Source organism: Streptomyces exfoliatus, assembly GCF_000725545.1.
Classification (GTDB): Bacteria; Actinomycetota; Actinomycetes; order Streptomycetales; family Streptomycetaceae; genus Streptomyces; species Streptomyces exfoliatus.
This window is the reverse complement of sequence record NZ_JNZP01000018.1, coordinates 293,353-317,789: the sequence shown is the minus strand read 5'-3', so window position 1 is coordinate 317,789 and position 24,437 is coordinate 293,353. Positions and strand designations below refer to the sequence as shown.

The window sequence follows — 24,437 nt, the reverse complement described above, 5'->3', positions numbered from 1 at the left end:
TCCGGGTGCGGGAGGCGAGCGAGGAGCACGGCTCGTTGAAGCCGATGTGCCCGTCGGTGCCGATGCCGAGGATCTGCAGGTCCACGCCACCGGCCTCGGTCAGCGCCCTGTCGTACGCCTCGCAGGCGGCCAGGACGTCCTCGGCGGAGCCGTCCGGGCCCATGAACGCCTCGGGGGAGAGCCCCAGCGGCTCGACGACCTGGCGGAGCACGGTCGAGCGGTACGACTCCGGGTGCCCGGCCGGCAGTCCGACGTACTCGTCGAGCTGGGCGATCCGGGCCCGGGAGGCGTCCACGCCGCCGGCCTGGACCTGGGCGATCAGGGCGTCGTAGATCGGGATCGGAGTCGATCCGGTGGCCACGCCGAGCAGCGCGTCGGGCTTGCGGCGCAGGAGGTCGGCGATGCCGTCCGCGATGAGTTCGCCGCCCGCCTTGGCGTCCTTGACGATGACAACTTCCACGCTGTGCCTGCCGATCTGGTGAGGGGCTGGTGAGGGGCCGTGTGGTATAGACCAATCTAAGGCCAAATCTAGCAGAGGAGAGGCCCTCTCCTCATGCCGTTCCACCCCACGGACGGCCACCGCCTCCATCGTCGGCCGCCCCCGCCCCACCAGCCACTCGGAGCCCTCCCGCCCCGCCGGTCGAGCCCCTCTCGACCCCTCCTCGCAACCCCTCCCTGAGGCGCCTCCCGCCCTCTTGCCGTTCAGGCGAGCGAGCCGCCCGTGGCGTCGATCCAGTGGCCCGTCACCCAGCGCGCGTCCTCGGAGGCGAGGAAGGCCACCACGTCCGCTATCTCCGCCGGGGTGCCGACCCCGCCGAGCGCCGACATCGCCGCCGCCCCGGCCCAGGCCTGCTCGTCGGCCCGCAGCCAGTCCGCGTTGATGTCCGTGTCGATGATTCCCGGCGCCACCGCGTTGACCGTGATCCGCCGGGGGCCGAGGACCTTGGACAGGTCGCGGGTGAATACGTCGAGCGCGGCTTTCGACATCGAGTACGCGATCAGGTCCGGCATGAGCGCCGTCTTGGTCAGGCCGGTCGAGATGTTGATGATCCGGCCGCCGTCCCGCAGTCGCCCCGCCCCCAGCTGGGCGAGGAAGAACGGCGCCCGGGCGTTGACGGCGAAGACCCGGTCGTACTCCTCCTCGTCGAGCGTCGCGAACGGCTTCGATGCCGCGATCCCCGCGTTGTTCACCAGGATGTCCAGGCCGCCCTCGCCGCCGACGGCCGCGTCGAACGACTCCCACAGGGCCGCCGCGTCCCCCGGCACCCCCAGCTCCTGGCCGAGCGCGAAGGCCTCCCCGCCGGCCTCCTCGATCGCCGCGACCGTCTCCTTGGCCGCCGTCTCGTTGCTCCCGTAGTGCACCGCGACCCGCGCCCCTTCGCGGCCCAGCCGCTCGGCGATCCCCCGCCCGATGCCCCGGCTTCCGCCCGTGACCAGTGCCGTCTTCCCCGCGAGCACGCCCATGACGACGCCCCCCTCACTTGTGTAGTGGTCGTTACGAAAAGACCGTACCCCACCTTTCGTATCGAGCGCTATAGAATTCACTCCATGGTGACGAGACAGCGCGGCCGCCCCCGCTCCTTCGACCGGCTCACGGCCCTCGAACAGGCCACGATGACCTTCTGGGAGCACGGCTACGAGACGACCTCCGTCTCCGACCTCACGCGCGCCATGGGCATCAGCGCACCCAGCCTCTACGCCGCCTTCGGCGACAAGAAGACCCTGTTCGAGGAGGTCGTCGAGACCTACGCCGTGTCCTACGGCGCCTACGGCGGCCGGGCCCTCGCGGAGGAGAGGAGTGCGCGCGAGGCCATCGGGCGCCTGCTGCGCGAGGCCGCCACGCTCTTCACGGAACCGGGCCACCCCCGCGGCTGCCTGATGATCTCGGCGGCGACCAACTGCTCGACCCCCGAGGTCGAGGAGGCCCTCAGGACGCGTCGGAACGAGAACCTGGCGACCTTCGAGGCCAGGATCCGCCGGGACGTCGAATCGGGCGACCTGCCCCCCGACGTGGACGCCCGGGCGCTCGCCCGCTTCAGCGGCGCCGTCCTCCAGGGCCTGTCGCAGCAGGCCAGGGACGGCGCGACGGCGGAGGAGCTCACGGTCGTGGCCGAGACGGCGATGCGGGCCTGGCCGTCGGCCGCCGCGCCGACGGCACCGCGGGAAGAGGCCCGGTAAGCACCCGCAAGGCACCAGTGCCATCCGCAAAGGCCCCGGAACTACCCGAAAAGGCCCCGGAAACACCCGCGGGCCGCGGCGCCTGACGGGACCCTCAGCCCGCCCGGCACCGCAGCCCGGAGTTTCTCCGGCCGGGGGTGTGCGGTCCCTCGGCCGTTGTGGGAGGTCTCGACGCAGTCAGGGCAGAGAGCGTCGGGTACCTCGGTCCATCCTCCTGTGCGGGGAGGATGGAGGTCTATTGCGTCATTGTGGACTAGACCATTCTTGTCTGTCCATCCACAGGAACGCGGTGCTTCCTGGCCCATCCTCCAGCACGGAGCCGGATAGATCCAGGTTCACCGCCCCTTTATTCCGCGGGTACGCTCGCACCGTGCCCTCCATGAACGACCTCGTGCGCCAGCACACCGCCCTGAGCGACTCGGACCTCGAGTGGCTCCACCTGCTGGTGTCGGAGTGGCAGCTGCTCTCCGACCTCTCCTTCGCCGACCTCGTCCTCTGGGTCCCGACCCTCGACGGCACGCGGTACGTGTCCGTCGCCCAGATGCGGCCCAACACCGGCCCCACCTCCTACCAGGACGACATGGTCGGCCACCTCGTGCCGCGCGGGCGCCGCCCGCTGCTCGACGCCGCGCTCGACGAGGGCAGGATCGTCCGCGAGGGCGACCCGGAGTGGCGCGAGGAGGTCCCGGTACGGGTCGAGTCCATCCCCGTGCGCCGCGAGGGCCGGGTCCTCGGCGTCATCGCGCGCAACACCAACCTGCTCACCGTCCGCACCCCCTCCCGACTGGAGCTCACCTACCTCCAGTCGGCGTCGGACCTGGCCCAGATGATCGCCGCCGGAACGTTCCCCTTCCCCGGCGAGCAGGTCGACATGGACTCCTCGCCCCGGGCCGGCGACGGCCTCGTCCGCCTGGACGCCGAGGGTGTCGTCCAGTACGCCTCGCCCAACGCCCTCTCCGCGTACCACCGGCTCGGCCTCGCCGCCGACCTCGTGGGCCAGCACCTCGGCCAGATCACCGCCGAACTGGCCCCCTCCCGCGGCCCGGTGGACGAGGCCCTGGTCACGCTGGCCTCCGGCTACGCGCCGCGCGAGTTCGAGGTCGAGGGCAACAGCGGGGTGATCCAGCTGCGGGCCATCCCGCTCAAGCCCAAGGGCACCCGCATCGGTTCGCTGGTCCTGCTCAGGGACGTCACCGAACTGCGTCGCCGCGAGCGCGAGTTGATCACCAAGGACGCCACCATCCGGGAGATCCACCACCGGGTGAAGAACAACCTCCAGACGGTGGCCGCCCTGTTGCGCCTCCAGGCCCGCCGGATGGATTCCGACCAGGGTCGCGAGGCGCTCAACGAGGCCGTCCGGCGCGTCGGTTCGATCGCCATCGTCCATGAGACGCTGTCCCAGAACCTGGACGAGCGGGTGGAGTTCGACGAGATCGCCGACCGGGTGATCGCGATGGTCGCCGAGATCTCCCCGGGCAAGGTCACCTGCCGGCGCAACGGCCGTTTCGGCATTCTCGACGCCCAGGTCGCGACCCCGCTCTCCATGGTCCTCACCGAAGTCCTGCAGAACGCGCTGGAGCACGCGTTCGCCCCGGGCGACGAGGGCGCCGTCGAGGTCACCGCCGTACGCGGCGAGCCGAGGGCGGATGCCCGGCTCCTGATCACGGTCCAGGACGACGGTCGTGGTCTGCCCGAGGGCTTCGACCCGCAGCGGGCCGGCAACCTCGGGCTCCAGATCGTACGGACCCTGGTGGAGGGGGAGTTGGGCGGTTCCTTCGACATGCTTCCCGGCGCCGAGCGCGGTACGAAGGTGGTTCTCGACATCCCCGTGCAGCCGCAGAAGTAGGACACGACGGAAGAACAGCAGCGAGCCCCGGACCGAAGGGAATCGGTCCGGGGCTCGAATGCTGTGGGTTACTGCTGCGCGCTGCGGCTCAAGGGCGGTGATTGCATACGCGATGTATGCGCCGTCGGCCTCAGGCTGTCGGTGGGCGTCAGGCGCTGGCGTTACGCGCCCGGTTGCGAGCGGCGCGGCGCTTCATCGCGCGGCGCTCGTCCTCGCTGAGGCCACCCCAGACGCCGGAGTCCTGGCCGGACTCGAGCGCCCACTGCAGGCACTGCTCCATGACGGGGCAGCGGCGGCAGACGGCCTTGGCTTCCTCGATCTGCAGCAGCGCAGGACCGGTGTTGCCGATGGGGAAGAACAGCTCGGGGTCTTCCTCACGACAAACGGCGTTGTGACGCCAGTCCATGGCTGCTACCTCTCTCAGTGTTTCGTGCGAGTTGCTTGTGAATGTGAACGCTTTCACGAATCCCCCCGCAAGGGAAGGGCCGACTGCCAGGTGAACTGGTGTGGTCCTTGTTACTGAGGAGGGGTTCTGGCTCTCAGTGGAGGCCGGTGTTGCGGGCCGTCCCGATCGCCAAGAAGAGACTCCCAAACCCCAGCAACGGATACAACCCCTTCCGGAAAGTTTTTTTTGATTCCTCGGTGTCGGCTAGGTCACAGCCGTACTTCGTAGGGGTGGATGCGCGCCTAAACGTTCGAGTGAAAGGACTTTGGGCCCTTCCACTCACACAATCACACGCAGTGCACGGCGTACGCCTGTGAACGCGACGCTCGTACGCAGTCCAAGGTGGTCTCCGTCCATCTGCAGGGGGAGGGGAACCTTCGAATGCAAGGTGAAGTCGGTCAGGTCGTGCAGAGTCGTCGCATGCTTGCCGCGCGGGCCCCGCTCGGGGGTCGAGGTGAGCAGCTGAGTGGCGTAACGGGCCACCGCCGGAGTGGAGAGACGACGCAGTCCGAGCACGTCGAGCGCGGTCTCGAAGGAAGCCTCCGGGGACGCGTACACCGGACGATTGCCCAGGTAGGTCCAGGGGGAGGTGTTGCAGATTATGGAGAGGACGAGGTCCTCGACCGGCTCGGCGCCGGGGCGCTCCAGGGTGATCGTGCCGTGCCGGCGGTTCGGTTCCTCCAGGAACTGGCGGAACACCTGGCGCAGATAGAGGGCGTGCGTGGACCTCTTCCCGCGTTCCCTCTGCTGTTCGACCCGGCCGATGACGCTGGCGTCGAAACCGAGCCCGGCGCAGAAGGTGAACCAGCGCGACGGCACCGATTCGTCCTCCGTGCCCGGCGCTCCCGAGGCCAGCCCGAGGCTCACCGTGCGTGTCCGGCGCTCACGCAGTGCGTCGAGCAGGGCGCCGGTCGCCTCCACCGCGTCGTTCGGCAGCCCGAGGGCGCGGGCGAACACGTTCGTCGACCCGCCGGGGACCATCGCGAGGCTGGGCAGCCGGTCGGGGTCGGGCCCGTCGTGCAGCAGTCCGTTGACGACCTCGTTCACCGTGCCGTCGCCGCCGAGGGCCACGACGAGGTCGATGTTGCCGGCATCGGCGGCGCGCCGGCCCAGGTCCCGGGCGTGCCCGCGGTACTCGGTGGTGACCGCTTCGAGCTTCATCTCGCTCGCGAGCGCGTGGATGAGCACGTCGCGGGTGCGGGCACTGGTGGTGGTGGCTGCCGGATTGACCACGAGAAGTGCGCGCATGGGCGCCAGCGTACCTACCCGGCGGTACCGGAGCCCAGCCCAGGGCGCCTCGGCGGGCCTGGCCGAGCCCCCGATACCCTGCCTTGTATGAGCAGTACGGAGCAGACCCCCCGCCCCGCCCGCCTCGCCGCCGCCGCGGCCGTGGCCGGTATCGAGGCCCTCGGGCTCGTCGCCGGGGGCGTCTACATGCTGGTGGACGCCCTGACCGGAAAGTCCGGCGATCTCACCGGTGCCGTGACCGGCGCCGTGACGCTCGTCGCACTCGGTCTGATTCCGCTCGCCGCCGCCCGGGGCCTGTGGCTGCGCCGCTCCTGGAGCCGCGGCCCGGCGGTGATCACCCAGATCCTGGCCCTGCCGGTCGCCTGGCAGATGCTCCAGGCGAACAGCGTGATGATCCCGGCCGGTGTCGTCCTCGGCGTCCTGGCCGTCACCGGGCTCGTCCTGCTGGTGAACCCGGCCACGACCGAGGCGCTCGGCATCCGGCGCCCCGGTCAGGACACCGCGTAACCGGTCCTACTCCTCCACCAGGAGCTTCTCCCGCAGCTGCGCGAGCGTCCGGGCGAGCAGTCGGGAGACGTGCATCTGCGAGATGCCCACCTCCTGCGCGATCTGCGACTGGGTCATGTTCCCGAAGAAGCGAAGCAGCAGAATCCGCTTCTCCCGGGGCGGCAGGTCCTCCAGGAGCGGTTTGAGCGACTCGCGGTACTCGACCCCCTCCAGGGCCTCGTCCTCCGCGCCCAGCGTGTCCGCCACCGCGGGAGACTCGTCGTCCGTGTCCGGGACGTCGAGGGAGAGCGTCGAGTAGGCGTTCGCCGACTCCAGACCCTCCAGGACCTCCTCCTCCGAGATCCCGAGCCGCTCGGCCAGCTCGTGCACCGTCGGTGAACGGCCGTGCTGCTGGGACAGCTCCGCCGTCGCCGTGGTCAGCGAGAGCCGCAGCTCCTGGAGCCGGCGCGGAACCCGTACCGCCCACCCCTTGTCACGGAAGTGGCGCTTGATCTCGCCGACCACCGTCGGGGTCGCGTACGTCGAGAACTCGACACCGCGCTCCGGGTCGAACCGGTCCACCGACTTGATCAGGCCGATCGTCGCCACCTGGGTCAGGTCGTCCAGCGGCTCGCCGCGATTGCGGAAGCGCCGGGCCAGGTGCTCCACCAGCGGCAGGTGCATCCGCACCAGCCGGTTGCGCAGCTCCGCCTTTTCCGGGGAGCCCTCGGGCAGCTCGCGCAGCGTGACGAAGAGAGCGCGGGCGGCGCTCCGGTCGTGCGGATCCGGAACGGTGGGGGCGACGTCCGGAGCCTCGTCGGCTCCTTCGCCGTCGCGGTCACCGTCCTCGGCCTTGACCGCTGAGGCCTCCGCCTCGGGCTCGGGCTCCTGCGCCGCCTCGGAGACCCCTGGTGTCCCCGGAACATCGTGGTGCTGCTCGTGCTCGCTCATCTGGTCCGCCTGCTCCGTAGCGACCTCGACCTCGTGCGGCCGCGCCTGCTGCTCAGGGATGCCGGCCGTCGCGTCCCCGCTCCTCACGCCGGGCCTGGCCCCGCGCCGCGCTGTTTGTACAGGCTGATCGAGACCGTACGGTCGTCGGCCACCGACGATTCCACCTTCCCGGCCAGTGCCGACAGCACCGTCCAGGCGAAGGTGTCCCGCTCGGGCGCCCGGCCGTCGGTCGTCGGGGCGGAGACGGTCACGTCGAGGGAGTCGTCGACCAGCCGGAACACGCAGCTGAGGACGGATCCGGGCACGGCCTGCTGGAGCAGGATGGCGCAGGCCTCGTCGACCGCGATCCGCAAGTCCTCGATCTCGTCGAGGGTGAAGTCCAAGCGCGCCGCGAGGCCGGCCGTGGCCGTACGCAGCACGGACAGATAGGCACCCGCAGCGGGCAGCCGGACTTCCACGAAGTCCTGGGTCCCGGGCTCGCCTGCGATCTGGGACACCCTCACCTCCAAGGTGGCACAAGCTCATTCGGGGTTCGGGGGGAGAGACCCCGAACCGGGCGGTGCGCAGGGGGCTGCGCGGTCCGCCGTGACGCTATCGCGATCCGTCCCGCCGTGTCGCCGCGAGTTCCCCGCCCCTGTCGACCCCCCGGCCACTGATCATCACCCATGGTAGGGCCATGGACGCGGACGGTGGTCAGGGGTCTGCGGGGGCCGGAAGCGCGCGACCGGCGGAGGGGTGACGTACCCAACCGGAGAGCGGGCGAATCACCGGACGGCCGAATCGCCGGACGGTCGTACGGTCGGAGGATCGAACCGGTCCCGCAAAGGGGGTGAAGGGGGGCTTTTCGGTCGCCCCTGGCCCAGCCCCCGGCCCAGCCCCCGGCCCAGCCTCCGGCCCAGCCTCCGGCCCAGCCTCCGGAGCTCAGACGATCGAGCCGTCCACGAAGCACCAGCGCCAGGCCTCGCCCGGCTCGAACGTCCGCATCACCGGGTGCCCGGTCGAGGTGAAGTGCCCCGTCGCGTGCCGCCCCGCCGAGGAGTCGCAGCAGCCGACGTGGCCACACGTCAGGCACAGGCGCAGCTGGACGGGGTGCGTGCCGTCCGCCAGGCACTCGGGGCAGGTGTCGGCCGCCGGCGCCGGTTCGGGGCGCGGCATTTCGGCAACGTGCGGGCACTCACTCATGATGGCCAGGTTACGTTGCGGATCAGGACAGGGACGGGCATGAACGCACTGCAGCTGGTGGCACTGGTGGCGGCGAGCGCCGCCATCGCGGGACTCGCCCGCAGGACCCCGGTGCCCGCTCCGCTGCTCCTGGTCGCCGTGGGCCTCGTCGCCTCGTACGTCCCCGGGGTGCCCGACTACACCCTCGACCCGCACATCGTGCTGCCGCTGATCCTGCCGCCGCTCCTCTACACGGCGGCGGTCGACTCCTCGTACCTCGATCTGCGGGCCAACATCCGGCCCGTGGCCCTGCTCTCCGTCGGCTACGTCCTCTTCGCCACCGTGGCCGTGGGCTGGCTCGCGTACGTCCTCGTGCCCGACCTCCCGCTGACCGCGGCGCTCGTGCTCGGCGCGGTCGTCGCCCCGCCGGACGCGGTCGCCGCCACCGCCATCGCCCGCAAGCTCGGCCTGCCCCACCGGATCACCACGATCCTCCAGGGCGAGTCCCTCGTGAACGACGCCACCGCCATCACCGCCTACAAGGTGGCCCTCGCCGCGGCCGTCGGCGAGGGCGTGAGCTGGGCCGGCGGCATCGGGGAGTTCGCGCTCGCGGCGCTCGGCGGCATCGGCGTCGGCCTGGTCCTCATGGTTCCCATCCACTGGCTGCGCCGGTGCCTCGGCGACTCCCTCCTCCAGAACACGCTCTCCCTCCTGATCCCCTTCGTCGCCTACGCGGCGGCCGAGGAGGTCCATGCCTCAGGAGTCCTCGCCGTCGTCGTGGTCGGCCTCTTCCTCGGGCACCGGGCCTGGCAGGTCGACTTCGCGACCAGGCTCCAGGAGGAGGCCGTCTGGAAGATGGTCGCCTTCATCCTGGAATCCGCCGTCTTCGCCCTGATCGGTCTTCAGCTGCCGTACGTCGTCCAGGGCCTCGGGCGGTACGGCGTCGGCGAGGCGATCTGGTACGCGGTCGGGGTGTTCGTCGCCGTGGTCGTCGTCCGGTTCGTCTGGGTCTATCCGGCGACCTTCCTGCCACGGTGGCTCTCCGCCGGCGTCAGGGAACGGGAGCCCGGAGTCGACTGGAAGGCGCCGCTCGTCGTCGGCTGGGCCGGCATGCGCGGTGTGGTCTCCCTCGCCATCGCCTTCTCCATCCCCGTCGTCACCGACGGCGAGGAGTTCCCCGCCCGCAACCTCGTCCTGTTCCTCACCTTCACCACGGTCATCGGCACCCTGGTGGTCCAGGGCCTCACCCTGCCGCCCCTCATCCGGTTCCTGAAGCTCCCCGGGCGGGACAGGTACGCCGAGACCCTGGCCGAGGCGCAGGCACAGAGCGAGGCCTCACGGGCCGCCGAGGAACGCCTCGACGCCCTCCTCGCCGACGACCGCAACGCGCTGCCGCAGCCCCTCGCCGACCGGCTGCGCACGGTCCTGGAACGGCGGCGCAACGCGGTCTGGGAGCGGCTCGGGGCCGTCAACGAGGCCACGGGGGAGAACGCCGACGACACCTATCGGCGTCTCTCCCGCGAGTTGATCGAGGCCGAGCGGGAGGTCTTCGTGCGACTGCGCGACGCCCGCCGGATCGACGACGAGATGATGCGGACCCTGCTCCGCCGGCTCGACCTGGAGGAGGCCGCCGCCTTCCGCGAGGAGGCGGACGGCTGAGCGGCCGCGGCCTCCGCCGGGTCGTCTCCCGGGACGTCACGGTCCGGCGGGAGCGCCCGTCACCACCGCCACGAGCCGGGTGCCCGCCGGGAACGCGCCCTCCTCCGCCAGGGTCGTGAGGCCGAGGAGCATTTTGGCCACATACAGTCGCTCGATGGCGAGTCCGTGCCGTTCCTCGAAGTCGCGTGCGAACGCCTCCAGAACGGGGGACACGCGCGCGTACCCCCCGAGGTGAAAACGCTCGTCCAGCGTCCAGTCGCCCCGCGGCCCGCCGAACGCCGCCTCCTGGAGGGCGTGGACGTCCCCGCCCAGGAAACCGCCCTTGAGGACCGGGACGCCGAGCGCGCGCTGCCCGGGGGAGAGACCGGCCGCGAGGCCCGCGAGGGTGCCACCCGTGCCGCAGGCGACGGCCACCGTGTCCGCCGCACCGGCGAGCTCGCGGCCCAGCTCCACGCACCCCCGGACGGCGAGTGTGTTGCTGCCGCCCTCAGGGACCACGTACGCGCCCGCGGGGGCCCGTTCCAGGAGCGCCGCGAGGACCGCCGGGTCGTTCTTCGCGCGGTACGTGGCCCGGTCCACGAACTCCAGACGCATGCCGTCCGCCGCGCACCGCGCGAGGGAGGGGTTGAGCGGGCGCCCGGCCAGCTCGTCGCCGCGGACGACGCCGACCGTGGGGAAGCCGAGCAGCCGCCCGGCGGCCGCCGTGGCCCGCAGGTGGTTGGAGTACGCGCCGCCGAAGGTGAGCACGGGACGCCCTTCCGCCGCCGCCAGGTTGAGGGCGAGCTTGCGCCACTTGTTGCCCGGCAGGTCGGGGTGGATGAGGTCCTCGCGCTTGAGCAGCAGCGTGAGCCCGCGCCGGGCGAAGCGCTCGTCCTCCACCGGTTCCAGGGGCGAGGGGAGCCGGGGCCGCAGGTGGGAGAGGTCGAACGCGTTCACCCGGCCATTGTCCCGGCCACGCGCGCGCGTGGCGCGGCCGGTCCGGCGCCGTCGGCGGTCAGCGCAGCAGGTCGGCCACCCGGTCCCGCATCGAGGCCATCGTGAAGCCGCGCGGGTCGACCTTCCCGGGCTGCCACTCCCGGTGCCCGATGACCGAGCGGTGGGTCCAGCCGTGCACGCGGCACAGCGCGGCCGCCGCCTTCGCGATGGCGTCCAGCTGGACCTTGGGCCACGGGTCCACGCCGTCCCCGAGGTTCTCGCACTCGAAGCCGTAGAAGTGCCGGTTGCCGTCCGTGGTGGCCTCGTCGTCCGGCGGCAGGCCCCGCTCGGCGATGACCGCCCGGAGCACCTCGTCGTCGCCGAGCCCGGCGTGGTTCGCGCGCCCGTAGCCGACGAGGTGGACCGTGCCGTCCTTGGCGATGACGCCGTGACAGAGCGGCCCCGGCAGGCCCTGGTAGCCGTCCCGGCAGATCCGGACGGTGTTCGCGGTGCCGCGGGTCACGGTGTGGTGGACCATCACGCCGTGCACCGGGCCCCAGGGGCCCTTGTGGTTGCGGTTGTGGGTGGACCAGTCGCCGACCTGGACCACCGTGAGGCCCTCGTCGCGCAGCGCGTCGAGGAACCTGCTCGCCGACATGGGTGTGGACATGACCGACTCCCTTCGGGGGACGGGGTGAGCTTCCGGAGTACCGGAGTCCGCTACTCCGCCGCCATCCCCTCGAACCGTGTGCGAGTCGATCCGGACAGGGGCCGCCGGGACGGGTGGGGCTCCGCTGTTCGGATGGAAATCACGTGACATGCCCCGAAGATCGTCGAACAGTCCCACTCGAATGTGTAATGGCGTCGACACGCTCCGTGCTGAAAGGCTTGGTGTCGCAAGTCAGTCATACGAGAGGGAGTTCCATGTCCGTTGGTTCGGTTGGCGACGACGTACGCGCGGAGCAGCAGGCGCCGCAGCAGAGTCTCGGCACCGCCGCCGCGCGGAACCTCGCCACGACCACCAAGTCGGCACCGCAGATGCAGGAGATCACCTCACGGTGGCTGCTGCGGGCGCTGCCGTGGGTCCAGGTGCAGGGCGGTACGTACCGGGTGAACCGGAGGCTCAGCTACTCCGTCGGTGACGGCAAGGTCACCTTCGTCCAGACCGGAGAGCGCGTCGCGGTCATCCCCGCCGAACTCGGCGAACTCTCCGTCCTGCGCGGCTACGAGGACGAGGAGGCCCTGGCCGAGCTGGCGTCCCGCTGCCGCCAGCGGGAGTACGCGGCCGGCGAGGTGATCGCCGTCGCTGGCGAGCCGACCGACCGGGTCCACCTCCTCGCACACGGCAGGATCGAGCAGGTCGGTGAGGGACCGTACGGCGACGAGGCCGTCCTCGGCGTCCTCGCCGACGGCGCCCACTTCGGCGACGTCGCCCTCGTCGACCCGGAGGCCACCTGGGAGTGGAGCGCCCGCGCCGCCACCGCCTGTACGGTCCTCGAACTCACCCGGGACGACGTGCGCAACCTCGCGGAGCGGGCCGGTTCGCTCGCCGCCCACCTCGCGAGCGTGGCGGCGCTGCCCCACCAGCGGACCAACAAGTACGGCGAGGCCGAGATCGACCTCTCCGCCGGTCACGTCGGCGAGGCCGTCGTCCCGCACACGTACGTCGACTACGACGCCTCGCCCCGAGAGTACGAGCTGAGCGTCGCCCAGACCGTGCTGAAGGTGCACAGCCGGGTCGCCGACCTCTACAACCAGCCGATGAACCAGACCGAGCAGCAGTTGCGGCTCACGGTCGAGGCGCTCCGCGAGCGCCAGGAGTACGAGCTCGTCAACAACAAGGAGTTCGGCCTCCTCTCCAACTGCGACTACGGGCAGCGGCTCCAGCCCCACGACGGCGCTCCCAGCCCCGACGACATGGACGAGCTGCTCTCACGCCGCCGGGGCTCCAAGCTGTTCCTCGCCCACCCGCGGGCCATCGCCGCCTTCGGCCGCGAGCTCAACAAGCGCGGCCTCGTGCCCGAGACGATCGACGTCAACGGCAACCGCATCCCGACCTGGCGCGGCGTCCCGATCTACCCGTGCAACAAGATCCCGGTCTCGGACGCCCGCACCACGTCCATCATCTGCATGCGTACCGGCGAGGCCGACCAGGGCGTCATCGGTCTGCACCAGACCGGGATCCCCGACGAGATCGAGCCCAGCCTCTCCGTCCGCTTCATGGGCATCGACGAGCAGGCGATCATCTCGTACCTCGTCACGGCCTACTACTCGGCGGCGATCCTCGTCCCGGACGCGCTCGGCGTCCTGGAGAACGTCGAGGTCAGCCGCTGGCGCTGAGCCGACGGCGCGCCCGGGTGCGGGAACCGAACCCTCCCGCCCCCGGGCGTTCCCGGCTCGCCGCCGCAGCCCGGACACGACTGCCACGGAGGATACGAAGGAAGTGACCGTGACCATAGCCAGCGCGGATGCCGTCGCCGACGGCCAGGGGGCCGTGATGCTCCTGGAGCGGACGCGCACCGCTGTCGACCCACAACTGCGCTCGACCGTCGAGACCCTGCCCGGTTCCATGCGGCGGGTCGCGATGTACCACTTCGGCTGGGAGCACGCCGACGGCAGCCCGGCCGCCGAGCAGGCGGGCAAGGCGATCCGGCCCGCCCTCGTCCTCGCGGCGGCCCGTGCTCTGGGCGCCGAGGAGGCGGGGGCCGTGAAGGCCGCGGCGGCGGTGGAGCTGGCGCACAACTTCACCCTGCTCCACGACGACATCGTCGACGAGGACGTGACCCGCAGGCACCGGCCCACCGCCTGGACCGTCTTCGGAATCCCGGACGCGCTGATCGCCGGGGACGCGATGTGCGCGCTCGCCCTGCGGATGCTCGCCGAGGACCCGCATCCCGTCTCGGCGGCGGCCTCCGCGCGCCTGGCGGCCTGCATCATCGAGCTGTGCGCCGGGCAGCAGGCGGACTGCGCCTTCGAGGGGCGCGGCCCCCGGGACGTCTCCCTCGACGAGTGCGTGGCCATGGCCACCGCCAAGACCGGCGCCCTGCTGGGGTGTTCCTGCGCCCTCGGCGCGCTCTACGCGGGCGCGGGGGAGGAGGAGGTCGCGGCGCTGGACGCGTTCGGCCGGGAGGCCGGCCTCGCCTTCCAGCTGATCGACGACCTCATCGGGATCTGGGGTGACCCCGACCGTACGGGCAAGCCGGCCGGAGCTGATCTCGTCGCCCACAAGAAGTCGCTCCCGGTCGTGGCGGCGCTCGCCTCGGGCACCCCCGCGGGCGAGGAGCTGGCCGAGTTGTACGCGCTTCCGGCGCTCGACGCGGCGGCGGTACGGGCGGCGGCGGACGCGGTCGAGCGGGCCGGCGGGCGCGACTGGGCCCAGGCCCAGGCGGCCGAGCGCATGGGGCGCGCCGTCGAGCACCTGGCACAGGCGGTTCCCGACCTGGCGGCGGCGGGCGACCTGCTCGCCCTCGCGGAGTTCGTCACGCGGCGCTCGCGCTGAGACCGAGGCCGTCACCCGGCGTCCGTGCCGACGGCCCCGGGTCTCACCGCTCGGGCACGATGCGGTTGACCACCGTCTCGATCAGCTCGTCCAGATCCCGGTCGCCGTGCAGACCGGGGACGGTGAAGTGGTCGAACAGCAGCCCGGTGAGGGCGAAGTAGAGCAGCCGGACCGTGTCCGCGTCCCCAGGCATCCCGGAGTCGAGGTGCAACCGGACGTTCTCGTCCAGGTCGGCGCGGAGCACCTTGGTGAGCTGGGTCCGCAGCTCCGGGCGGCGTGCGGCCTCCAGCCGCAGCTCGAAGAGGCCGAGGTAGCAGGTGCGTTCGGCCGCGAGCCGCTGGGCGAGCTGCTTCATCAGCTCGACGACCAGGGAGCGGCTCGGCGGTGGCAGCAGGGCGGTGTCGATGACGCCGGGCTCCGGGGTGAGGCGTACGAAGATCCGGTCGGCGACCTGCGAGAGCACCTGGTCCCGGTCGCGGAAGTAGTTGGACGAGGTGCCCGTGGGGACCCCCGCCCGGGCGTCGACCGCCCGGAAGGTCAGCCCACGGGCGCCTTCGTCCGCCAGGACCTCGATCGCGGCGTCGAGCAGTGCCGTACGCCGCTCCGGATTTCTCGCCATGTCGATCCCTTTCGGAAGAGGGCTTGCGTAACCACTACAAGTGAAGCACTATAGCCGTCGTGGTTGCGGCAGCGGCCACGTACCCAGTGGAAGAGGACCGGCTTGCGCAAGCTCACGTACTACATCGCCTGCACCATCGACGGATTCATCGGTGACCCCGACGGCGATGCCAGCTCCATGTTCAAGTACACGGAGGGCTCGTACGCGGCGACCATGGCCGCCGAGTACCCCGAGACCTTCCCGACGCACGCCCGGGAGATCCTCGGGGTCGACGGCGAGAACAGGCACTTCGACACGGTCGTCCAGGGAGTGGCCTCGTACCGGCTGGCTCTGGACATCGGCATCACCAGCCCGTACAACCACCTGCGCGAGTTCGTCGCCACGCGCTCGCTCACCGAGTCGCCCCACCCGAACGTCGAGCTGATCGCCGACGACCTCGTCGGCCGCATCCGCGAGCTCAAGGCCGAGGACAGCCCTCTGGGCGTCTGGCTCTGCGGCGGCTCCACCATCGCGGGTGAGCTCATCGAGGAGATCGACGAGCTGATCATCAAGACGTATCCGCAGGTCTATGGCTCCGGCATGCCGATGTTCGGCGCCGGCTTCGAGCCCCGCGACTTCGAGCTCGGCGCGGTGCGCACCTTCGACAACGGCGTGCTCGTCCGTACGTACACCCGGAAGCGGTAGTCGTACGCCGGTGGGACGGGGGGCGGGGCGGCGCCCGTGGCGGGAAGCGCTCCCGTGCGGGGCGTCCTACCCTGGACGTATGGGTGACGAGGCGCATCACACGACGCGGGACCCCCTGGGCGAGCACAAGTGCCCGGCCTGCGGGCGTCCGCTTGCCACGCTGGCCACCCGGCACAAGGTCCTCGGGGCCTGGGTGCCGGAGTGGGAAGTGCAGCCCTGCCGCAACCGCGCGTGCCCGCTCTACGAGAGCGCGGAAGCCCCGAGCACGCACGTGACCGGCAAGAACGACGAGATCGGGAGAAGTCCGGCCTCTGGGTGACCGGACGCGCGCCGGAGCCGGTCATACCGCTACAGTCCGCGCATGTCATCGGAGTCGACAGAAGTCTGGACCGGCTGGTACCGGGACCGCAGCGGCGCGGAAGCGATCGTCATCACGGCCGACGGGCGGCACGTCGCCACCCGGATCAGGGGGATCGAGTACACGGGCGAGAGCTTCGCCGCGCTCAGCGCGGCCGACGAGGGCGGGCAGGCCCTCACCGGCTGCGTCCTGGAGTGGGACCTGCCGCTCCCGGTCGTCGTGGACGGCGCCACCCAGCCGGCCACCCTGGGCTGCCTGCTGACGCTCGGCGAGCGCGCGGACCTCAGCCTGACGCTGCACTACGGGGGCGCGGCCTTCGAATCGTGCGTCGCCGGAGGTGACTTCGACGGGGCTCTGGAGCGGGTCCGGCGGCAGCTCCCGCCGGGGGCGGACTTCGCCCGCCGCCTGCTCCAGACGGCCTGAGAACGAGGACGGCGGCCGCTGTCGGCTTCCGGGAACGAGGACGGCGGCGCCCCCAAGGGGGCGCCGCCGCCGTGTTTCCCGGGCGGGCCGCTCGGCTCCGGCCGCTCGTCAGCTCTTGAAGGCGGACGCGAGACCGTAGCGCCACAGCTGGTCGACGCGGGAACGCTCCTGGCTGTTCGGCTGGGCGTTCTGGCAGGACGTACCGGGTCCGCCGCCCGACATCAGCTCGCTGCACGGACCGCTGTAGTGGTCCGGGAGCCCCAGGACGTGCCCGGTCTCGTGGGCGGTCACCCGGGTGGAGTTGTACTGCTGGTTCTGCCGGTAGTCGAGGAAGATGTAACCGCTGCCGTGACCGTCGGTGCTCGCGTACGAGCCACGGGAGTCGTTGCCCTCGTAGTACCGGAAGTCGGGGTTGCTGCCCTCGACGAGCCGGACGTTCACCACCGAGCTGTTCCATATCTGGGTGGAGCGGGCGATCTGGGTGCGGAAGGTCGGCGCGTTGGCGGTGCTGTAGACGACGGTGACGGCCAGCGCGCCGGGGTTGGCGGCCCGCTTCTTCGCGACCGACTTCACGACGGCCTCGAAGAAGGCCTGATTGGCCTTGGCCTCCTCGGCCGAACCGGCGTACGCCACAGCGGCGTCGACCTGGCGGTCGGTGCTCACGGCCGCCGCAGGCGCCGTACCGAGCGAGACGGCGAGACCGAGACCGAGGGTGGCGGTCAGGACGGAGGTGAGGACCTTGGGGTGACGCATGGGGGGGCTCCTCCTCTAGGGGACTGGAGAGAGTCTCGGGGGAGGCGGGGCGCGCGGGGATGATGTCAACCGCCGATAACCCCACGACATCACCGCGGTGACCTGGCCCAACTGCCTTGCGATCAAAGGCGATTGACGTGCTCACGGCATCTGGTGCGACCCGGGGAGCCGCCCTACCCTCGGGGCATGGAGCTGGAGGTCAGACACCTGCGCGTGCTCTGCGCCATCGCGGACACGGGCAGCCTGCACAAGGCGGCGCGCCAACTGGGCATGAGCCAGCCCTCGCTGACCACCCAGCTGCGGCGCATAGAGAACTCCCTGGGCGCGGAGCTCTTCTCCCGCGGCCGCACCGGCTGCCGCCCCACCCCGCTCGGCCGCTCGCTGCTCAGCCGGGCCCGCCCGCTCGTCGCCGACATGGCCGCACTCGTCACCGAGACCCGCGCCGCGGCCGCCCGCACCGAAGGGCCGGGGCTCCGCGTCGGCTCCACCGCGAGCCGGGCCCTCCCCGGCTGGCTCCGCCGGCTCCGCGAGCGCCTGCCCGGCACCGACATCGCCCTCCGGATGGACGTCTCCGCGAACGCACTGCTGCGCACCGTCGCAGCGGGCCGGCTCGACGTGGCCTTCGTGCACGAGGTGGAGGGCTGCCCCTTACGGGTCCCCGAAGGCCTGGAGCGGCGGGTCCTGGTCGCCAGGGAACCGCAGTTCGTCTCGATGGCCCGCGACCACCCGGCGGCCGGCAGGCCCGTGGTCGACCTCGCCGACCTGGCCGATGACCACTGGATGGTCGACCCGACCGTGGACGGCGAATGGGACGGCCTCCGCCGCGTCCTGGCCGCCGCCGGCATCGACCCGCCCCTGCTGCACGGCGACTACCACACGGCCGCCTCGCTCATCGTCCTCGGCGAGGCCGTGGCGCCCTGCCAGCCCACCTCGGTCCCGCGCGAGGACATGGCCGTCCGCCCCCTGCGCGGCGACCCCCTGGCGGTCCGGCTCCTCCTGTACGCGCGGCCCGGGGCGCCCCTGGACACCCTGTACGCGGAACTCGCCACGGCGTACCGGGAGGTGGCCCTACGGGCGGCCCCGTACCGGGAGTGGCTCCACCGCCAGGGGACGGCGGCGGCGCTGTCGGTGGGGCCGTGCATGATGACGGCATGAACGAACGCGAGGTCGGCACAGTCCGGACCAGGGCAGGGGGCGGGCCGAGGGGCGCCGGCCAGGCGGTGGTACGTCACGCGCGCCCCGAGGACATGACCCGGATCGTCGAACTCATCGCCGAGCACGCGGCGTACGAGAAGGCGTCACCCCCGGCCCCGGGCCTCGCGGACCGTCTGAGCCGCCTCCTCTTCGGCCCCGGGCAGCCCCGCCTCCGCTGCCTCGTCGCGGCCCTTCCCGACGGCATCCTGGCGGGCTACGCCACCTGCGCCCCGGAACTCTCCACCTGGGACGGCACGGAGTACCTCCACATGGACTGCCTCTACCTCACGGAAACCTCCCGCGGCCACGGCCTGGGTCCCCTCCTGATGGCCGAGGTCGCGGCCGAGGCCCGCGCCCTGGGCCTCTCCGAGATCCAGTGGCAGACGCCGGCGTGGAACGAGAACGCGATCCGCTTCTACGACCGCCTCGGTGCCACCTCCAAGGCGAAGCGCCGCTACACCCTCCCCGTGGATCCGGCCACCGGCCCCTGATCGTGTGACGGGCCGTCGTGGACGGGGTGCCCGCAGTACGGTGGGTCCGCGCGGGCGGTGCGTCCGCGTGAACGACTCCCGTACAAGGCCGTCCGTGCGTCCCCGCCCGCTGCCGACCCTCCGGAGTTGCCGACATGACCGACCTGTCCGCCGCCCACGACGCCGCCGCCACCGACCGGGCCCGCCTGGCGGGGAGCGCGTACAACGGAGAGCGGGACCTCGCGGCCCGGCAGTCGCTCTACCGGTGGCAGACGCCCCGGTACGACCTCCCCGGCCTCGTCGCCGAGCGGCTGGGCGATGTACGCGGCCGGGTCGTCGACATCGGCTGCGGCAACGGCACGTTCATCCAGCGGCTCCGCCAGGACCGTCCGGACCTGTCCCTGCTCGGCCTCGACATCGCTCCCGGCATCCTCGCCCATGTCCCCGGGCCGGTCGCCGTGGCGGACGCCACGAGCCTGCCGCTGGCGGCGGGGAGCGTCGACGGCGCTCTCGCACTCCACATGCTCTACCACGTGCCCGACATCCCCCAGGCGGTCAGGGAACTGGCGCGGGTCGTGACCCGGGACGGGGTGGTCGTGGCCTCCACCAACAGCGACCGCGACAAGGCCGAGCTCGACGAGCTGTGGCGGCTGGCCGCCGGCGACGTCCTCGGCGTCGGTCGTGGCCCGGCCCGGATCTCGCTCGGTTCCCGCTTCACCCTGGAGGGGGCTCCGGCCCTCCTCGGCGAGGAGTTCGGCCGCGTGGAGGTCGTCGAACTGCCCGCGACCGTCACGGTCCGCGACCCCGAACCCGTCATCGCCCACATGGCCTCGTACCGCGCCTGGGCGGACCAGCAGGACGTCCCCTTCGACGCGACCATCGACCGGGCCCGCACACGCGTCGCCGACCACATCGCCCGCCACGGCGCCTTCGAGATCACCTCCCGGGCGGGCGTCCTCGTCTGCCGCCGGTGAGAGATCAGCCGAGCGGCGGCCAGGGCCCGGCGAGCAGACGTCCTGCCTCCGTGACGATCGAGTCCGCCAAGGGCTTCCGGTCGCCGCGTCGGGTCGCCGCCCGGTCGTTGTAGGCCTCGGTCTTGTCGACCAGCGGCCTGAGCGTCTGCGGTCGGGCCAGAGCGCCCCACCCTTCGTACGTGATCAGGTCACCGCCGGTGCAGGTGGGTGGTGTCGGCCGGAAGGTCCTGTGCCGGGCCGAGTTCGTCGGCGGCGCCCCCACGGCCTGCGGCCTGTGGCCCCGCCGAAAGCAGAACGCACCCGGGCCGTCATGGACGCCGTGTTCGGCGGCCCGCGGACCGGGTGCGGACTGGTGGGCGGAGTGACCTGCGAGAGTGCGGATCACGTCACCCGGAGGGAGATCAGGCCTTCTTGGTCTCCCAGAAGATGCGGTCGATCTCGGCGATGAGTTCCAGCGCCTTCTCGCCCGTCTTCGGGTCAGTCGACGCCTTCGCGGCCGAGAGGGCCTTCAGGGTGTCGTTGACCAGCTGGTTGAGCTCGGGGTACTTCTCGAAGTGCGGGGCCTTGAAGTAGTCGCTCCAGAGCACCGACACGTGGTGCTTGGCGAGCTCCGCGCGCTGCTCCTTGATGACCGTGGCGCGGGCGCGGAAGTGCGCGTCCTCGTTCGCCAGGTACTTCTCCTGGACAGCCTTGACCGACTCGGCCTCGATGCGGGCCTGGGCGGGGTCGTACACGCCGCACGGGAGGTCGCAGTGGGCGCTGACCTTCACCTTGGGGGCAAACAGGCGGGAGAGCATTGTGCCGTCCTTCCTCGTGATCGTCTTCTCAGGTGGGACATTACTCGGTGAGAAGGGCGATTTCGCGGGCGCCCCCTGGGGCTTAGGTCAAAAGTCCAGGGTCACCATGGGACTCGTGTACGAGTGGACGAGCGGACGCGCGAGCGGACCGGGAGCGGATCGGGAGGTGCCGGATGAGGGGATCGGGGTCGGAGCGGGTGGCGGAGGCCGGGGCTCCGTTCGGGATCGCCGAGGTGACGGGGGTGTCGATGGTGCCCACGCTGTTGCACGGCGATCAGCTGCTGGTGCACTACGGGGCGCGGCTGCGGGCCGGTTGTGTGGCCGTGCTGCGGCATCCGCTCCAGCAGGATCTGCTCATCGTGAAGCGGCTGATCGAGCGACGCGACGGCGGCTGGTGGGTGCTGGGGGACAACCCCGACGCCGAGGGTGACAGCCGGGTCTTCGGGGCCGTACCGCCCGAGCTGGTTCTCGGGCGGGTGCGGGCGCGCTACCGGCCGGTGACGCCGGGGCGTCAGTGGTCGGCCGGTGTGGTGCTCTCCTGGCTGTTCTCTGCGGTCAGGCCCGTGTCGTCCGGCCGGTCGGCCTCCAGGCGTTTGCGGGCCCGGTAGGCGGCGACGTTGGCGCGGGTCGCGCAGCGGTCCGAGCAGTAGCGGCGGGAGCGGTTGGTGGAGGTGTCCAGGTAGGCGTTGCGGCAGGGCGGGGCCTGGCACAGGCCGAGCCGGTCGGCGCCGAACTCCGTCAGGTGGAAGGCGAGGCCCATCGCCGCGATGGCCGCGTAACCCGCGGTCGCGTTCGACGGGTGGTCGGCGAGGTGCATGTGCCACCGCGGCCGGCCGTCCTCGTCGAGGGTGTCGTGGCCGGAGATCTGGGGGCTGACCGGGAACTCCAGGAGCAGGGAGTTCAGCAGGTCCACCGCACCCGTGTGGTCGCCCTCGTCGGCCGCGGTGAAGACCGCCCGCAGCCGGGCGCGGACCGCGCGGAAGCGGGTCACGTCGGAGTCGGTGGCCCGGCGGGCCATCTGGGTGGCGGGCCCGAAGAGTTCGCGGATGACCTCGACGGAGGTGAGGGCGTCCTTGTTGCGGACCGGCTCCTCGGTGTTGACCAGACGCACGGCGTAATCCGAGTAATAGGCCAGTTCCACTTGTAGTCCTTACTCTGGCGGTCTAGTGTCTTGGTCGGAAGGGGTAACGAGTGTTTCCCCTGTCAGGGTATTACGCGAGCGGGAGGATCGGCGATGACCGGGACCGACTGGGCGGGCTGGCAGCAGAGCTGGGACCGTCAGCAGGAGTGGTACATGCCGGACCGTGAGGAGCGGTTCCGGGTGATGCTCGACATGGTCGAGGCCTTGGTGGGACCGAAGCCCCGCATCCTCGACCTCGCGTGCGGTACGGGAAGTATCACGGATCGCGTCCTCAAGAGGTTCCCCGAGGCGACAAGCGTCGGCGTCGACCTCGACCCCGCCCTGCTCGCCATCGCCGAGGGGTACTTCGCCGGCGACGAGCGCGTCACCTTCGTGACCGCCGACCTCAAGGACCCCGCCTGGACCGCGCGGCTGCCCCACGGCCCGTACGACGCCGTCCTCACCGCCACCGCCCTCCACTGGCTCCACAGCGAGCCCCTGACCGCCCTCTACGGTCAGCTCGCCGGTCTCGTCCGGGACGGCGGCGTCTTCATGAACGCCGACCACATGATCGACGGGACCACTCCCCGTATCAACGCCGCCGAGCGCGCCCAGCGGCACGCACGCATGGACCTGGAGAAGGCCGCCGGGGTCCTCGACTGGGCGGACTGGTGGGCGCTCGCCGCCAAGGACCCCGTCCTCGCCGAACCCACCGCCCGCCGCTTCGAGATCTACGGCGAGCACGCCGACGGCGACATGCCGTCCCCGGCCTGGCACGCCGACACCCTCCGTGCCGCCGGCTTCGGCGAGGCCAGGGCCGTCTGGGCCTCGCCCTCCGACACACTCCTCCTCGCCGTGAAGTAGCCAGGACAGGGAAAGGGGCGGTACGGGTCACCCGTACCGCCCCTTCCTCCGTTCCGCGCCTTACAGCACCTTCGACAGGAACGCCTTCGTCCGGTCGTGCTGCGGGTTGCCCAGGACGTCCCGCGGGTTGCCCGACTCGACCACCACGCCGCCGTCCATGAAGACCAGCGAATCGCCGACCTCGCGGGCGAAGCCCATCTCGTGGGTGACGACGATCATCGTCATGCCCGACTCGGCGAGGTCCCGCATGACGTCGAGGACGTCACCGACCAGCTCCGGGTCGAGCGCCGAGGTCGGCTCGTCGAAGAGCATCAGCTTCGGCTCCATCGCCAGCGCGCGGGCGATGGCGACGCGCTGCTGCTGGCCGCCGGAGAGCTGCGACGGGTAGTTGCCCATCTTGTCCCGCAGGCCGACCCGGTCGAGCAGACGCTCGGCGCGCTCGCGCGCCACCGCCTTGGACTCGCCCTTCACCTGGATCGGGGCCTCCATGACGTTGCCCAGGGCCGTCATGTGCGGGAAGAGGTTGAAGCGCTGGAAGACCATGCCGATGTCACGGCGCTGGACCGCGACCTCGCTGTCCTTCAGCTCGTAGAGCTTGTCGCCCTTCTGCCGGTAGCCGACCAGGTGGCCGTCGACCGACAGCCGGCCGCCGTCGATCCGCTCCAGGTGGTTGATGCAGCGGAGGAAGGTCGACTTGCCGGAGCCGGAGGGGCCGACGAGGCAGAAGACCTCGCCGTTCTGCACCTCCAGGTCGATGCCGCGGAGGATGTGGGCGGCGCCGTACGACTTGTGGACGCCCTCCGCCTTGACCATGGGCTGACCGGTCATGCCGATGCCTCCGGGGAACGCTTGAACGTGGTGAGGTTCGCCTTGACCCGCTGCAGGGGGGTGGGCGGCAGGTTACGGGTCGAACCGCGGGCGAAACGGCGCTCCAGGTAGTACTGGCCGACGCTGAAGACGCTGGTCAGCGCGAGGTACCAGATGGAGGCGACGAAGAGCATCTCCATCACGGCGCCGGCCGTGTTGCCGATGTTCGAGGAGGCCCGCAGCAACTCGGTGTACTGCACCGCCGAGACCAGCGACGAGGTCTTCAGCATGTTGATGAACTCGTTGCCCGTCGGCGGCACGATCACCCGCATGGCCTGGGGAAGAACGATGCGACCCATGGTCTTCGTCTGGGACATGCCGAGCGCGTGCGCCGCCTCGGTCTGGCCCTCGTCGACGGACTGGATGCCCGCGCGGACGATCTCCGCCATGTAGGCGCCCTCGTTGAGGCCGAGGCCGAGCAGCGCCACCATGAACGGCGTCATGACGTCCACGGTCTCGTTCTTGTAGATCGGCCCGAGGTCGATGTACTGGAAGATCAGCGACAGGTTGAACCAGACGAGGAGCTGGACGTAGACCGGGGTGCCGCGGAAGAACCAGATGTAGAGCCAGGCGACCGCGCCTGTCACCGGGTTCTTGGACAGGCGCATCACCGCGAAGACGATGCCCAGGACCAGGCCCAGGGCCATCGAGGCGACGCTGATGAGGATCGTGTTCCACAGGCCGCTGATGACCGAGGGGTCGAACACCTTGTCCCACACCGTGTCCCAGAGGATGTTGCCCTGGGAGAAGGCGTAGACGAGCCAGCCGAGCAGCGCGACGACCACGACGGCGCTGATCCAGCGCCCGTAGTGCCGCACGGGGATGGCCTTGATCGCCTCGTACGGATTGCCCGAGGCGCCGGACCCGGCCGGAGCGGCGGCCGGGTCCTTGCTGATCTTGTCAGTCACGACGACTGCCCTTCAGTG

At 71.3% G+C, this 24,437-nt stretch carries 30 protein-coding genes; 14 read left to right on the top strand and 16 right to left on the bottom strand.

Annotation, left to right across the window (positions count from 1 at the left end; all coding sequences use genetic code 11):
• A partial coding sequence (locus IO20_RS0123095; protein ID WP_030553373.1) for a 6-phosphogluconolactonase occupies positions 1–460 on the bottom strand: 460 nt, incomplete at its 3' end.
• A 242-nt stretch (positions 461–702) separates the two neighbouring features.
• A complete protein-coding gene (locus IO20_RS0123090) occupies positions 703–1,464 on the bottom strand; it encodes an SDR family oxidoreductase (protein ID WP_030553375.1) in 762 nt (253 codons plus the stop codon).
• Between the two features lie 84 nt (positions 1,465–1,548).
• Here IO20_RS0123090 and IO20_RS0123085 point away from each other — a divergent pair, with 84 nt between their 5' ends.
• Together IO20_RS0123085 and IO20_RS0123080 are read left to right on the top strand one after the other, a co-directional pair.
• A complete protein-coding gene (locus tag IO20_RS0123085) occupies positions 1,549–2,178 on the top strand; it encodes a TetR/AcrR family transcriptional regulator (protein WP_030553377.1) in 630 nt (209 codons plus the stop codon).
• Between the two features lie 379 nt (positions 2,179–2,557).
• The gene (locus IO20_RS0123080) at positions 2,558–4,024 is read left to right on the top strand and encodes a sensor histidine kinase (RefSeq protein ID WP_030553379.1); all 1,467 of its coding nucleotides are present in this window, start codon (positions 2,558–2,560) and stop codon (positions 4,022–4,024) included.
• A 148-nt stretch (positions 4,025–4,172) separates the two neighbouring features.
• On the opposite strand, the gene IO20_RS0123075 is transcribed toward IO20_RS0123080, so the two are convergent.
• Positions 4,173–4,430: a WhiB family transcriptional regulator gene (locus IO20_RS0123075; protein WP_003953983.1), complete on the bottom strand. Its 258-nt coding sequence runs from the start codon at positions 4,428–4,430 to the stop codon at positions 4,173–4,175.
• Positions 4,431–4,748: 318 nt separating this feature from the next.
• Positions 4,749–5,717: a diacylglycerol/lipid kinase family protein gene (locus IO20_RS0123070; protein WP_030553382.1), complete on the bottom strand. Its 969-nt coding sequence runs from the start codon at positions 5,715–5,717 to the stop codon at positions 4,749–4,751.
• An 87-nt stretch (positions 5,718–5,804) separates the two neighbouring features.
• Between IO20_RS0123070 and IO20_RS0123065 the strand changes: the two genes are divergently transcribed.
• Positions 5,805–6,224, top strand: coding sequence for a hypothetical protein (locus tag IO20_RS0123065; protein ID WP_030553384.1), 420 nt, complete (start codon positions 5,805–5,807; stop codon positions 6,222–6,224).
• Between the two features lie 6 nt (positions 6,225–6,230).
• Here IO20_RS0123065 and IO20_RS0123060 read toward each other — a convergent pair whose 3' ends face one another.
• The 3 genes from IO20_RS0123060 to IO20_RS0123050 all read right to left on the bottom strand — a co-directional run bounded on the left by IO20_RS0123060 (position 6,231) and on the right by IO20_RS0123050 (position 8,336).
• Positions 6,231–7,241 carry an RNA polymerase sigma factor SigF gene (locus IO20_RS0123060; protein ID WP_030553386.1) on the bottom strand — a complete coding sequence of 337 codons (1,011 nt, stop codon included), beginning with the start codon at positions 7,239–7,241 and terminating at the stop codon, positions 6,231–6,233.
• Complete coding sequence (locus tag IO20_RS0123055; RefSeq protein ID WP_019889334.1) at positions 7,238–7,651, bottom strand: ATP-binding protein; 414 nt, start codon at positions 7,649–7,651, stop codon at positions 7,238–7,240. Before IO20_RS0123055 ends, IO20_RS0123060 begins: the two co-directional genes overlap by 4 nt.
• A gap of 424 nt (positions 7,652–8,075) precedes the next feature.
• Positions 8,076–8,336 (bottom strand): UBP-type zinc finger domain-containing protein, encoded by a 261-nt coding sequence (locus tag IO20_RS0123050; protein ID WP_030553388.1) that lies wholly within the window; start codon positions 8,334–8,336, stop codon positions 8,076–8,078.
• 39 nt (positions 8,337–8,375) lie between these two features.
• On the opposite strand from IO20_RS0123050, the gene IO20_RS0123045 reads away from it, so the two are divergent.
• Positions 8,376–9,974 carry a Na+/H+ antiporter gene (locus IO20_RS0123045; RefSeq protein WP_030553390.1) on the top strand — a complete coding sequence of 533 codons (1,599 nt, stop codon included), beginning with the start codon at positions 8,376–8,378 and terminating at the stop codon, positions 9,972–9,974.
• Between the two features lie 36 nt (positions 9,975–10,010).
• Here the strand turns inward: IO20_RS0123045 and IO20_RS0123040 are convergent, their stop codons facing one another.
• Both IO20_RS0123040 and IO20_RS0123035 read right to left on the bottom strand, forming a co-directional pair.
• Positions 10,011–10,910 (bottom strand): 1-aminocyclopropane-1-carboxylate deaminase/D-cysteine desulfhydrase, encoded by a 900-nt coding sequence (locus IO20_RS0123040; RefSeq protein WP_030553392.1) that lies wholly within the window; start codon positions 10,908–10,910, stop codon positions 10,011–10,013.
• A 58-nt stretch (positions 10,911–10,968) separates the two neighbouring features.
• Positions 10,969–11,559 (bottom strand): N-acetylmuramoyl-L-alanine amidase, encoded by a 591-nt coding sequence (locus tag IO20_RS0123035; RefSeq protein ID WP_030553394.1) that lies wholly within the window; start codon positions 11,557–11,559, stop codon positions 10,969–10,971.
• Between the two features lie 254 nt (positions 11,560–11,813).
• On the opposite strand from IO20_RS0123035, the gene IO20_RS0123030 reads away from it, so the two are divergent.
• Positions 11,814–13,229, top strand: coding sequence for a family 2B encapsulin nanocompartment shell protein (locus tag IO20_RS0123030; RefSeq protein WP_030207318.1), 1,416 nt, complete (start codon positions 11,814–11,816; stop codon positions 13,227–13,229).
• A gap of 109 nt (positions 13,230–13,338) precedes the next feature.
• Positions 13,339–14,388, top strand: a complete 1,050-nt coding sequence (locus tag IO20_RS0123025) for a family 2 encapsulin nanocompartment cargo protein polyprenyl transferase (RefSeq protein WP_030553396.1) — start codon at positions 13,339–13,341, stop codon at positions 14,386–14,388.
• A 43-nt stretch (positions 14,389–14,431) separates the two neighbouring features.
• On the opposite strand, the gene IO20_RS0123020 is transcribed toward IO20_RS0123025, so the two are convergent.
• Positions 14,432–15,007, bottom strand: coding sequence for a TetR/AcrR family transcriptional regulator (locus tag IO20_RS0123020; protein WP_030553398.1), 576 nt, complete (start codon positions 15,005–15,007; stop codon positions 14,432–14,434).
• A gap of 102 nt (positions 15,008–15,109) precedes the next feature.
• Here IO20_RS0123020 and IO20_RS0123015 point away from each other — a divergent pair, with 102 nt between their 5' ends.
• From IO20_RS0123015 to IO20_RS0123005, 3 genes are all read left to right on the top strand, one after another.
• A complete protein-coding gene (locus IO20_RS0123015) occupies positions 15,110–15,691 on the top strand; it encodes a dihydrofolate reductase family protein (RefSeq protein WP_030553400.1) in 582 nt (193 codons plus the stop codon).
• 79 nt (positions 15,692–15,770) lie between these two features.
• The gene (locus IO20_RS36810) at positions 15,771–16,010 is read left to right on the top strand and encodes a hypothetical protein (RefSeq protein ID WP_037636065.1); all 240 of its coding nucleotides are present in this window, start codon (positions 15,771–15,773) and stop codon (positions 16,008–16,010) included.
• A gap of 42 nt (positions 16,011–16,052) precedes the next feature.
• The gene (locus tag IO20_RS0123005; RefSeq protein ID WP_030207306.1) at positions 16,053–16,472 is read left to right on the top strand and encodes a DUF6304 family protein; all 420 of its coding nucleotides are present in this window, start codon (positions 16,053–16,055) and stop codon (positions 16,470–16,472) included.
• A gap of 108 nt (positions 16,473–16,580) precedes the next feature.
• On the opposite strand, the gene snpA is transcribed toward IO20_RS0123005, so the two are convergent.
• Positions 16,581–17,225 carry a snapalysin gene (gene snpA, locus IO20_RS0123000; RefSeq protein ID WP_030553401.1) on the bottom strand — a complete coding sequence of 215 codons (645 nt, stop codon included), beginning with the start codon at positions 17,223–17,225 and terminating at the stop codon, positions 16,581–16,583.
• 186 nt (positions 17,226–17,411) lie between these two features.
• Here snpA and IO20_RS0122995 point away from each other — a divergent pair, with 186 nt between their 5' ends.
• From IO20_RS0122995 to IO20_RS0122985, 3 genes are all read left to right on the top strand, one after another.
• Positions 17,412–18,380, top strand: a complete 969-nt coding sequence (locus IO20_RS0122995) for a LysR family transcriptional regulator (RefSeq protein WP_030553402.1) — start codon at positions 17,412–17,414, stop codon at positions 18,378–18,380.
• Between the two features lie 92 nt (positions 18,381–18,472).
• On the top strand, positions 18,473–18,910 hold the full coding sequence (locus tag IO20_RS0122990) for a GNAT family N-acetyltransferase (protein WP_051874640.1): 438 nt from the start codon (positions 18,473–18,475) through the stop codon (positions 18,908–18,910).
• A 134-nt stretch (positions 18,911–19,044) separates the two neighbouring features.
• Positions 19,045–19,863 carry a class I SAM-dependent methyltransferase gene (locus IO20_RS0122985; RefSeq protein ID WP_030553404.1) on the top strand — a complete coding sequence of 273 codons (819 nt, stop codon included), beginning with the start codon at positions 19,045–19,047 and terminating at the stop codon, positions 19,861–19,863.
• A 4-nt stretch (positions 19,864–19,867) separates the two neighbouring features.
• Here the strand turns inward: IO20_RS0122985 and IO20_RS38775 are convergent, their stop codons facing one another.
• Together IO20_RS38775 and sodN are read right to left on the bottom strand one after the other, a co-directional pair.
• Positions 19,868–20,125 (bottom strand): hypothetical protein, encoded by a 258-nt coding sequence (locus IO20_RS38775; RefSeq protein WP_211270407.1) that lies wholly within the window; start codon positions 20,123–20,125, stop codon positions 19,868–19,870.
• 139 nt (positions 20,126–20,264) lie between these two features.
• Positions 20,265–20,660, bottom strand: coding sequence for a superoxide dismutase, Ni (sodN, locus tag IO20_RS0122975; RefSeq protein WP_015036129.1), 396 nt, complete (start codon positions 20,658–20,660; stop codon positions 20,265–20,267).
• A gap of 173 nt (positions 20,661–20,833) precedes the next feature.
• Here sodN and sodX point away from each other — a divergent pair, with 173 nt between their 5' ends.
• Positions 20,834–21,268: a nickel-type superoxide dismutase maturation protease gene (gene sodX, locus IO20_RS38770; RefSeq protein WP_030553406.1), complete on the top strand. Its 435-nt coding sequence runs from the start codon at positions 20,834–20,836 to the stop codon at positions 21,266–21,268.
• Here sodX and IO20_RS0122970 read toward each other — a convergent pair.
• Complete coding sequence (locus IO20_RS0122970) at positions 21,172–21,801, bottom strand: CGNR zinc finger domain-containing protein (RefSeq protein WP_030553407.1); 630 nt, start codon at positions 21,799–21,801, stop codon at positions 21,172–21,174. The genes sodX and IO20_RS0122970 overlap by 97 nt on opposite strands.
• A 93-nt stretch (positions 21,802–21,894) precedes the next feature.
• Between IO20_RS0122970 and IO20_RS0122965 the strand changes: the two genes are divergently transcribed.
• Positions 21,895–22,644 (top strand): class I SAM-dependent methyltransferase, encoded by a 750-nt coding sequence (locus IO20_RS0122965; RefSeq protein WP_030553408.1) that lies wholly within the window; start codon positions 21,895–21,897, stop codon positions 22,642–22,644.
• 60 nt (positions 22,645–22,704) lie between these two features.
• Here IO20_RS0122965 and IO20_RS0122960 read toward each other — a convergent pair whose 3' ends face one another.
• Both IO20_RS0122960 and IO20_RS0122955 read right to left on the bottom strand, forming a co-directional pair.
• Entirely contained in the window at positions 22,705–23,472 is a 768-nt protein-coding gene (locus tag IO20_RS0122960; protein WP_030553409.1) for an amino acid ABC transporter ATP-binding protein, read from the bottom strand.
• On the bottom strand, positions 23,469–24,419 hold the full coding sequence (locus IO20_RS0122955; protein ID WP_030207207.1) for an amino acid ABC transporter permease: 951 nt from the start codon (positions 24,417–24,419) through the stop codon (positions 23,469–23,471). The genes IO20_RS0122960 and IO20_RS0122955 overlap by 4 nt, the downstream gene beginning before the upstream one ends.
• Positions 24,420–24,437: the final 18 nt, after the last annotated feature.

Excerpts from the sequence above, each read along its gene's own strand:
- IO20_RS0123090 (WP_030553375.1), bottom strand. The coding sequence starts at position 1,464 with ATGGGCGTGCTCGCGGGGAAGACGGCACTGGTCACGGGCGGAAGCCGG.
- IO20_RS0123085 (WP_030553377.1), top strand. The coding sequence starts at position 1,549 with ATGGTGACGAGACAGCGCGGCCGCCCCCGCTCCTTCGACCGGCTCACG.
- IO20_RS0123080 (WP_030553379.1), top strand. The coding sequence starts at position 2,558 with ATGAACGACCTCGTGCGCCAGCACACCGCCCTGAGCGACTCGGACCTC.
- IO20_RS0123075 (WP_003953983.1), bottom strand. The coding sequence starts at position 4,430 with ATGGACTGGCGTCACAACGCCGTTTGTCGTGAGGAAGACCCCGAGCTG.
- IO20_RS0123070 (WP_030553382.1), bottom strand. The coding sequence starts at position 5,717 with ATGCGCGCACTTCTCGTGGTCAATCCGGCAGCCACCACCACCAGTGCC.
- IO20_RS0123065 (WP_030553384.1), top strand. The coding sequence starts at position 5,805 with ATGAGCAGTACGGAGCAGACCCCCCGCCCCGCCCGCCTCGCCGCCGCC.
- IO20_RS0123050 (WP_030553388.1), bottom strand. The coding sequence starts at position 8,336 with ATGAGTGAGTGCCCGCACGTTGCCGAAATGCCGCGCCCCGAACCGGCG.
- IO20_RS0123045 (WP_030553390.1), top strand. The coding sequence starts at position 8,376 with ATGAACGCACTGCAGCTGGTGGCACTGGTGGCGGCGAGCGCCGCCATC.
- IO20_RS0123035 (WP_030553394.1), bottom strand. The coding sequence starts at position 11,559 with ATGTCCACACCCATGTCGGCGAGCAGGTTCCTCGACGCGCTGCGCGAC.
- IO20_RS0123030 (WP_030207318.1), top strand. The coding sequence starts at position 11,814 with ATGTCCGTTGGTTCGGTTGGCGACGACGTACGCGCGGAGCAGCAGGCG.
- IO20_RS0123020 (WP_030553398.1), bottom strand. The coding sequence starts at position 15,007 with ATGGCGAGAAATCCGGAGCGGCGTACGGCACTGCTCGACGCCGCGATC.
- IO20_RS36810 (WP_037636065.1), top strand. The coding sequence starts at position 15,771 with ATGGGTGACGAGGCGCATCACACGACGCGGGACCCCCTGGGCGAGCAC.
- IO20_RS0123005 (WP_030207306.1), top strand. The coding sequence starts at position 16,053 with ATGTCATCGGAGTCGACAGAAGTCTGGACCGGCTGGTACCGGGACCGC.
- snpA (WP_030553401.1), bottom strand. The coding sequence starts at position 17,225 with ATGCGTCACCCCAAGGTCCTCACCTCCGTCCTGACCGCCACCCTCGGT.
- IO20_RS0122995 (WP_030553402.1), top strand. The coding sequence starts at position 17,412 with ATGGAGCTGGAGGTCAGACACCTGCGCGTGCTCTGCGCCATCGCGGAC.
- IO20_RS0122990 (WP_051874640.1), top strand. The coding sequence starts at position 18,473 with ATGACCCGGATCGTCGAACTCATCGCCGAGCACGCGGCGTACGAGAAG.
- IO20_RS0122985 (WP_030553404.1), top strand. The coding sequence starts at position 19,045 with ATGACCGACCTGTCCGCCGCCCACGACGCCGCCGCCACCGACCGGGCC.
- sodN (WP_015036129.1), bottom strand. The coding sequence starts at position 20,660 with ATGCTCTCCCGCCTGTTTGCCCCCAAGGTGAAGGTCAGCGCCCACTGC.
- sodX (WP_030553406.1), top strand. The coding sequence starts at position 20,834 with ATGAGGGGATCGGGGTCGGAGCGGGTGGCGGAGGCCGGGGCTCCGTTC.
- IO20_RS0122965 (WP_030553408.1), top strand. The coding sequence starts at position 21,895 with ATGACCGGGACCGACTGGGCGGGCTGGCAGCAGAGCTGGGACCGTCAG.
- IO20_RS0122960 (WP_030553409.1), bottom strand. The coding sequence starts at position 23,472 with ATGACCGGTCAGCCCATGGTCAAGGCGGAGGGCGTCCACAAGTCGTAC.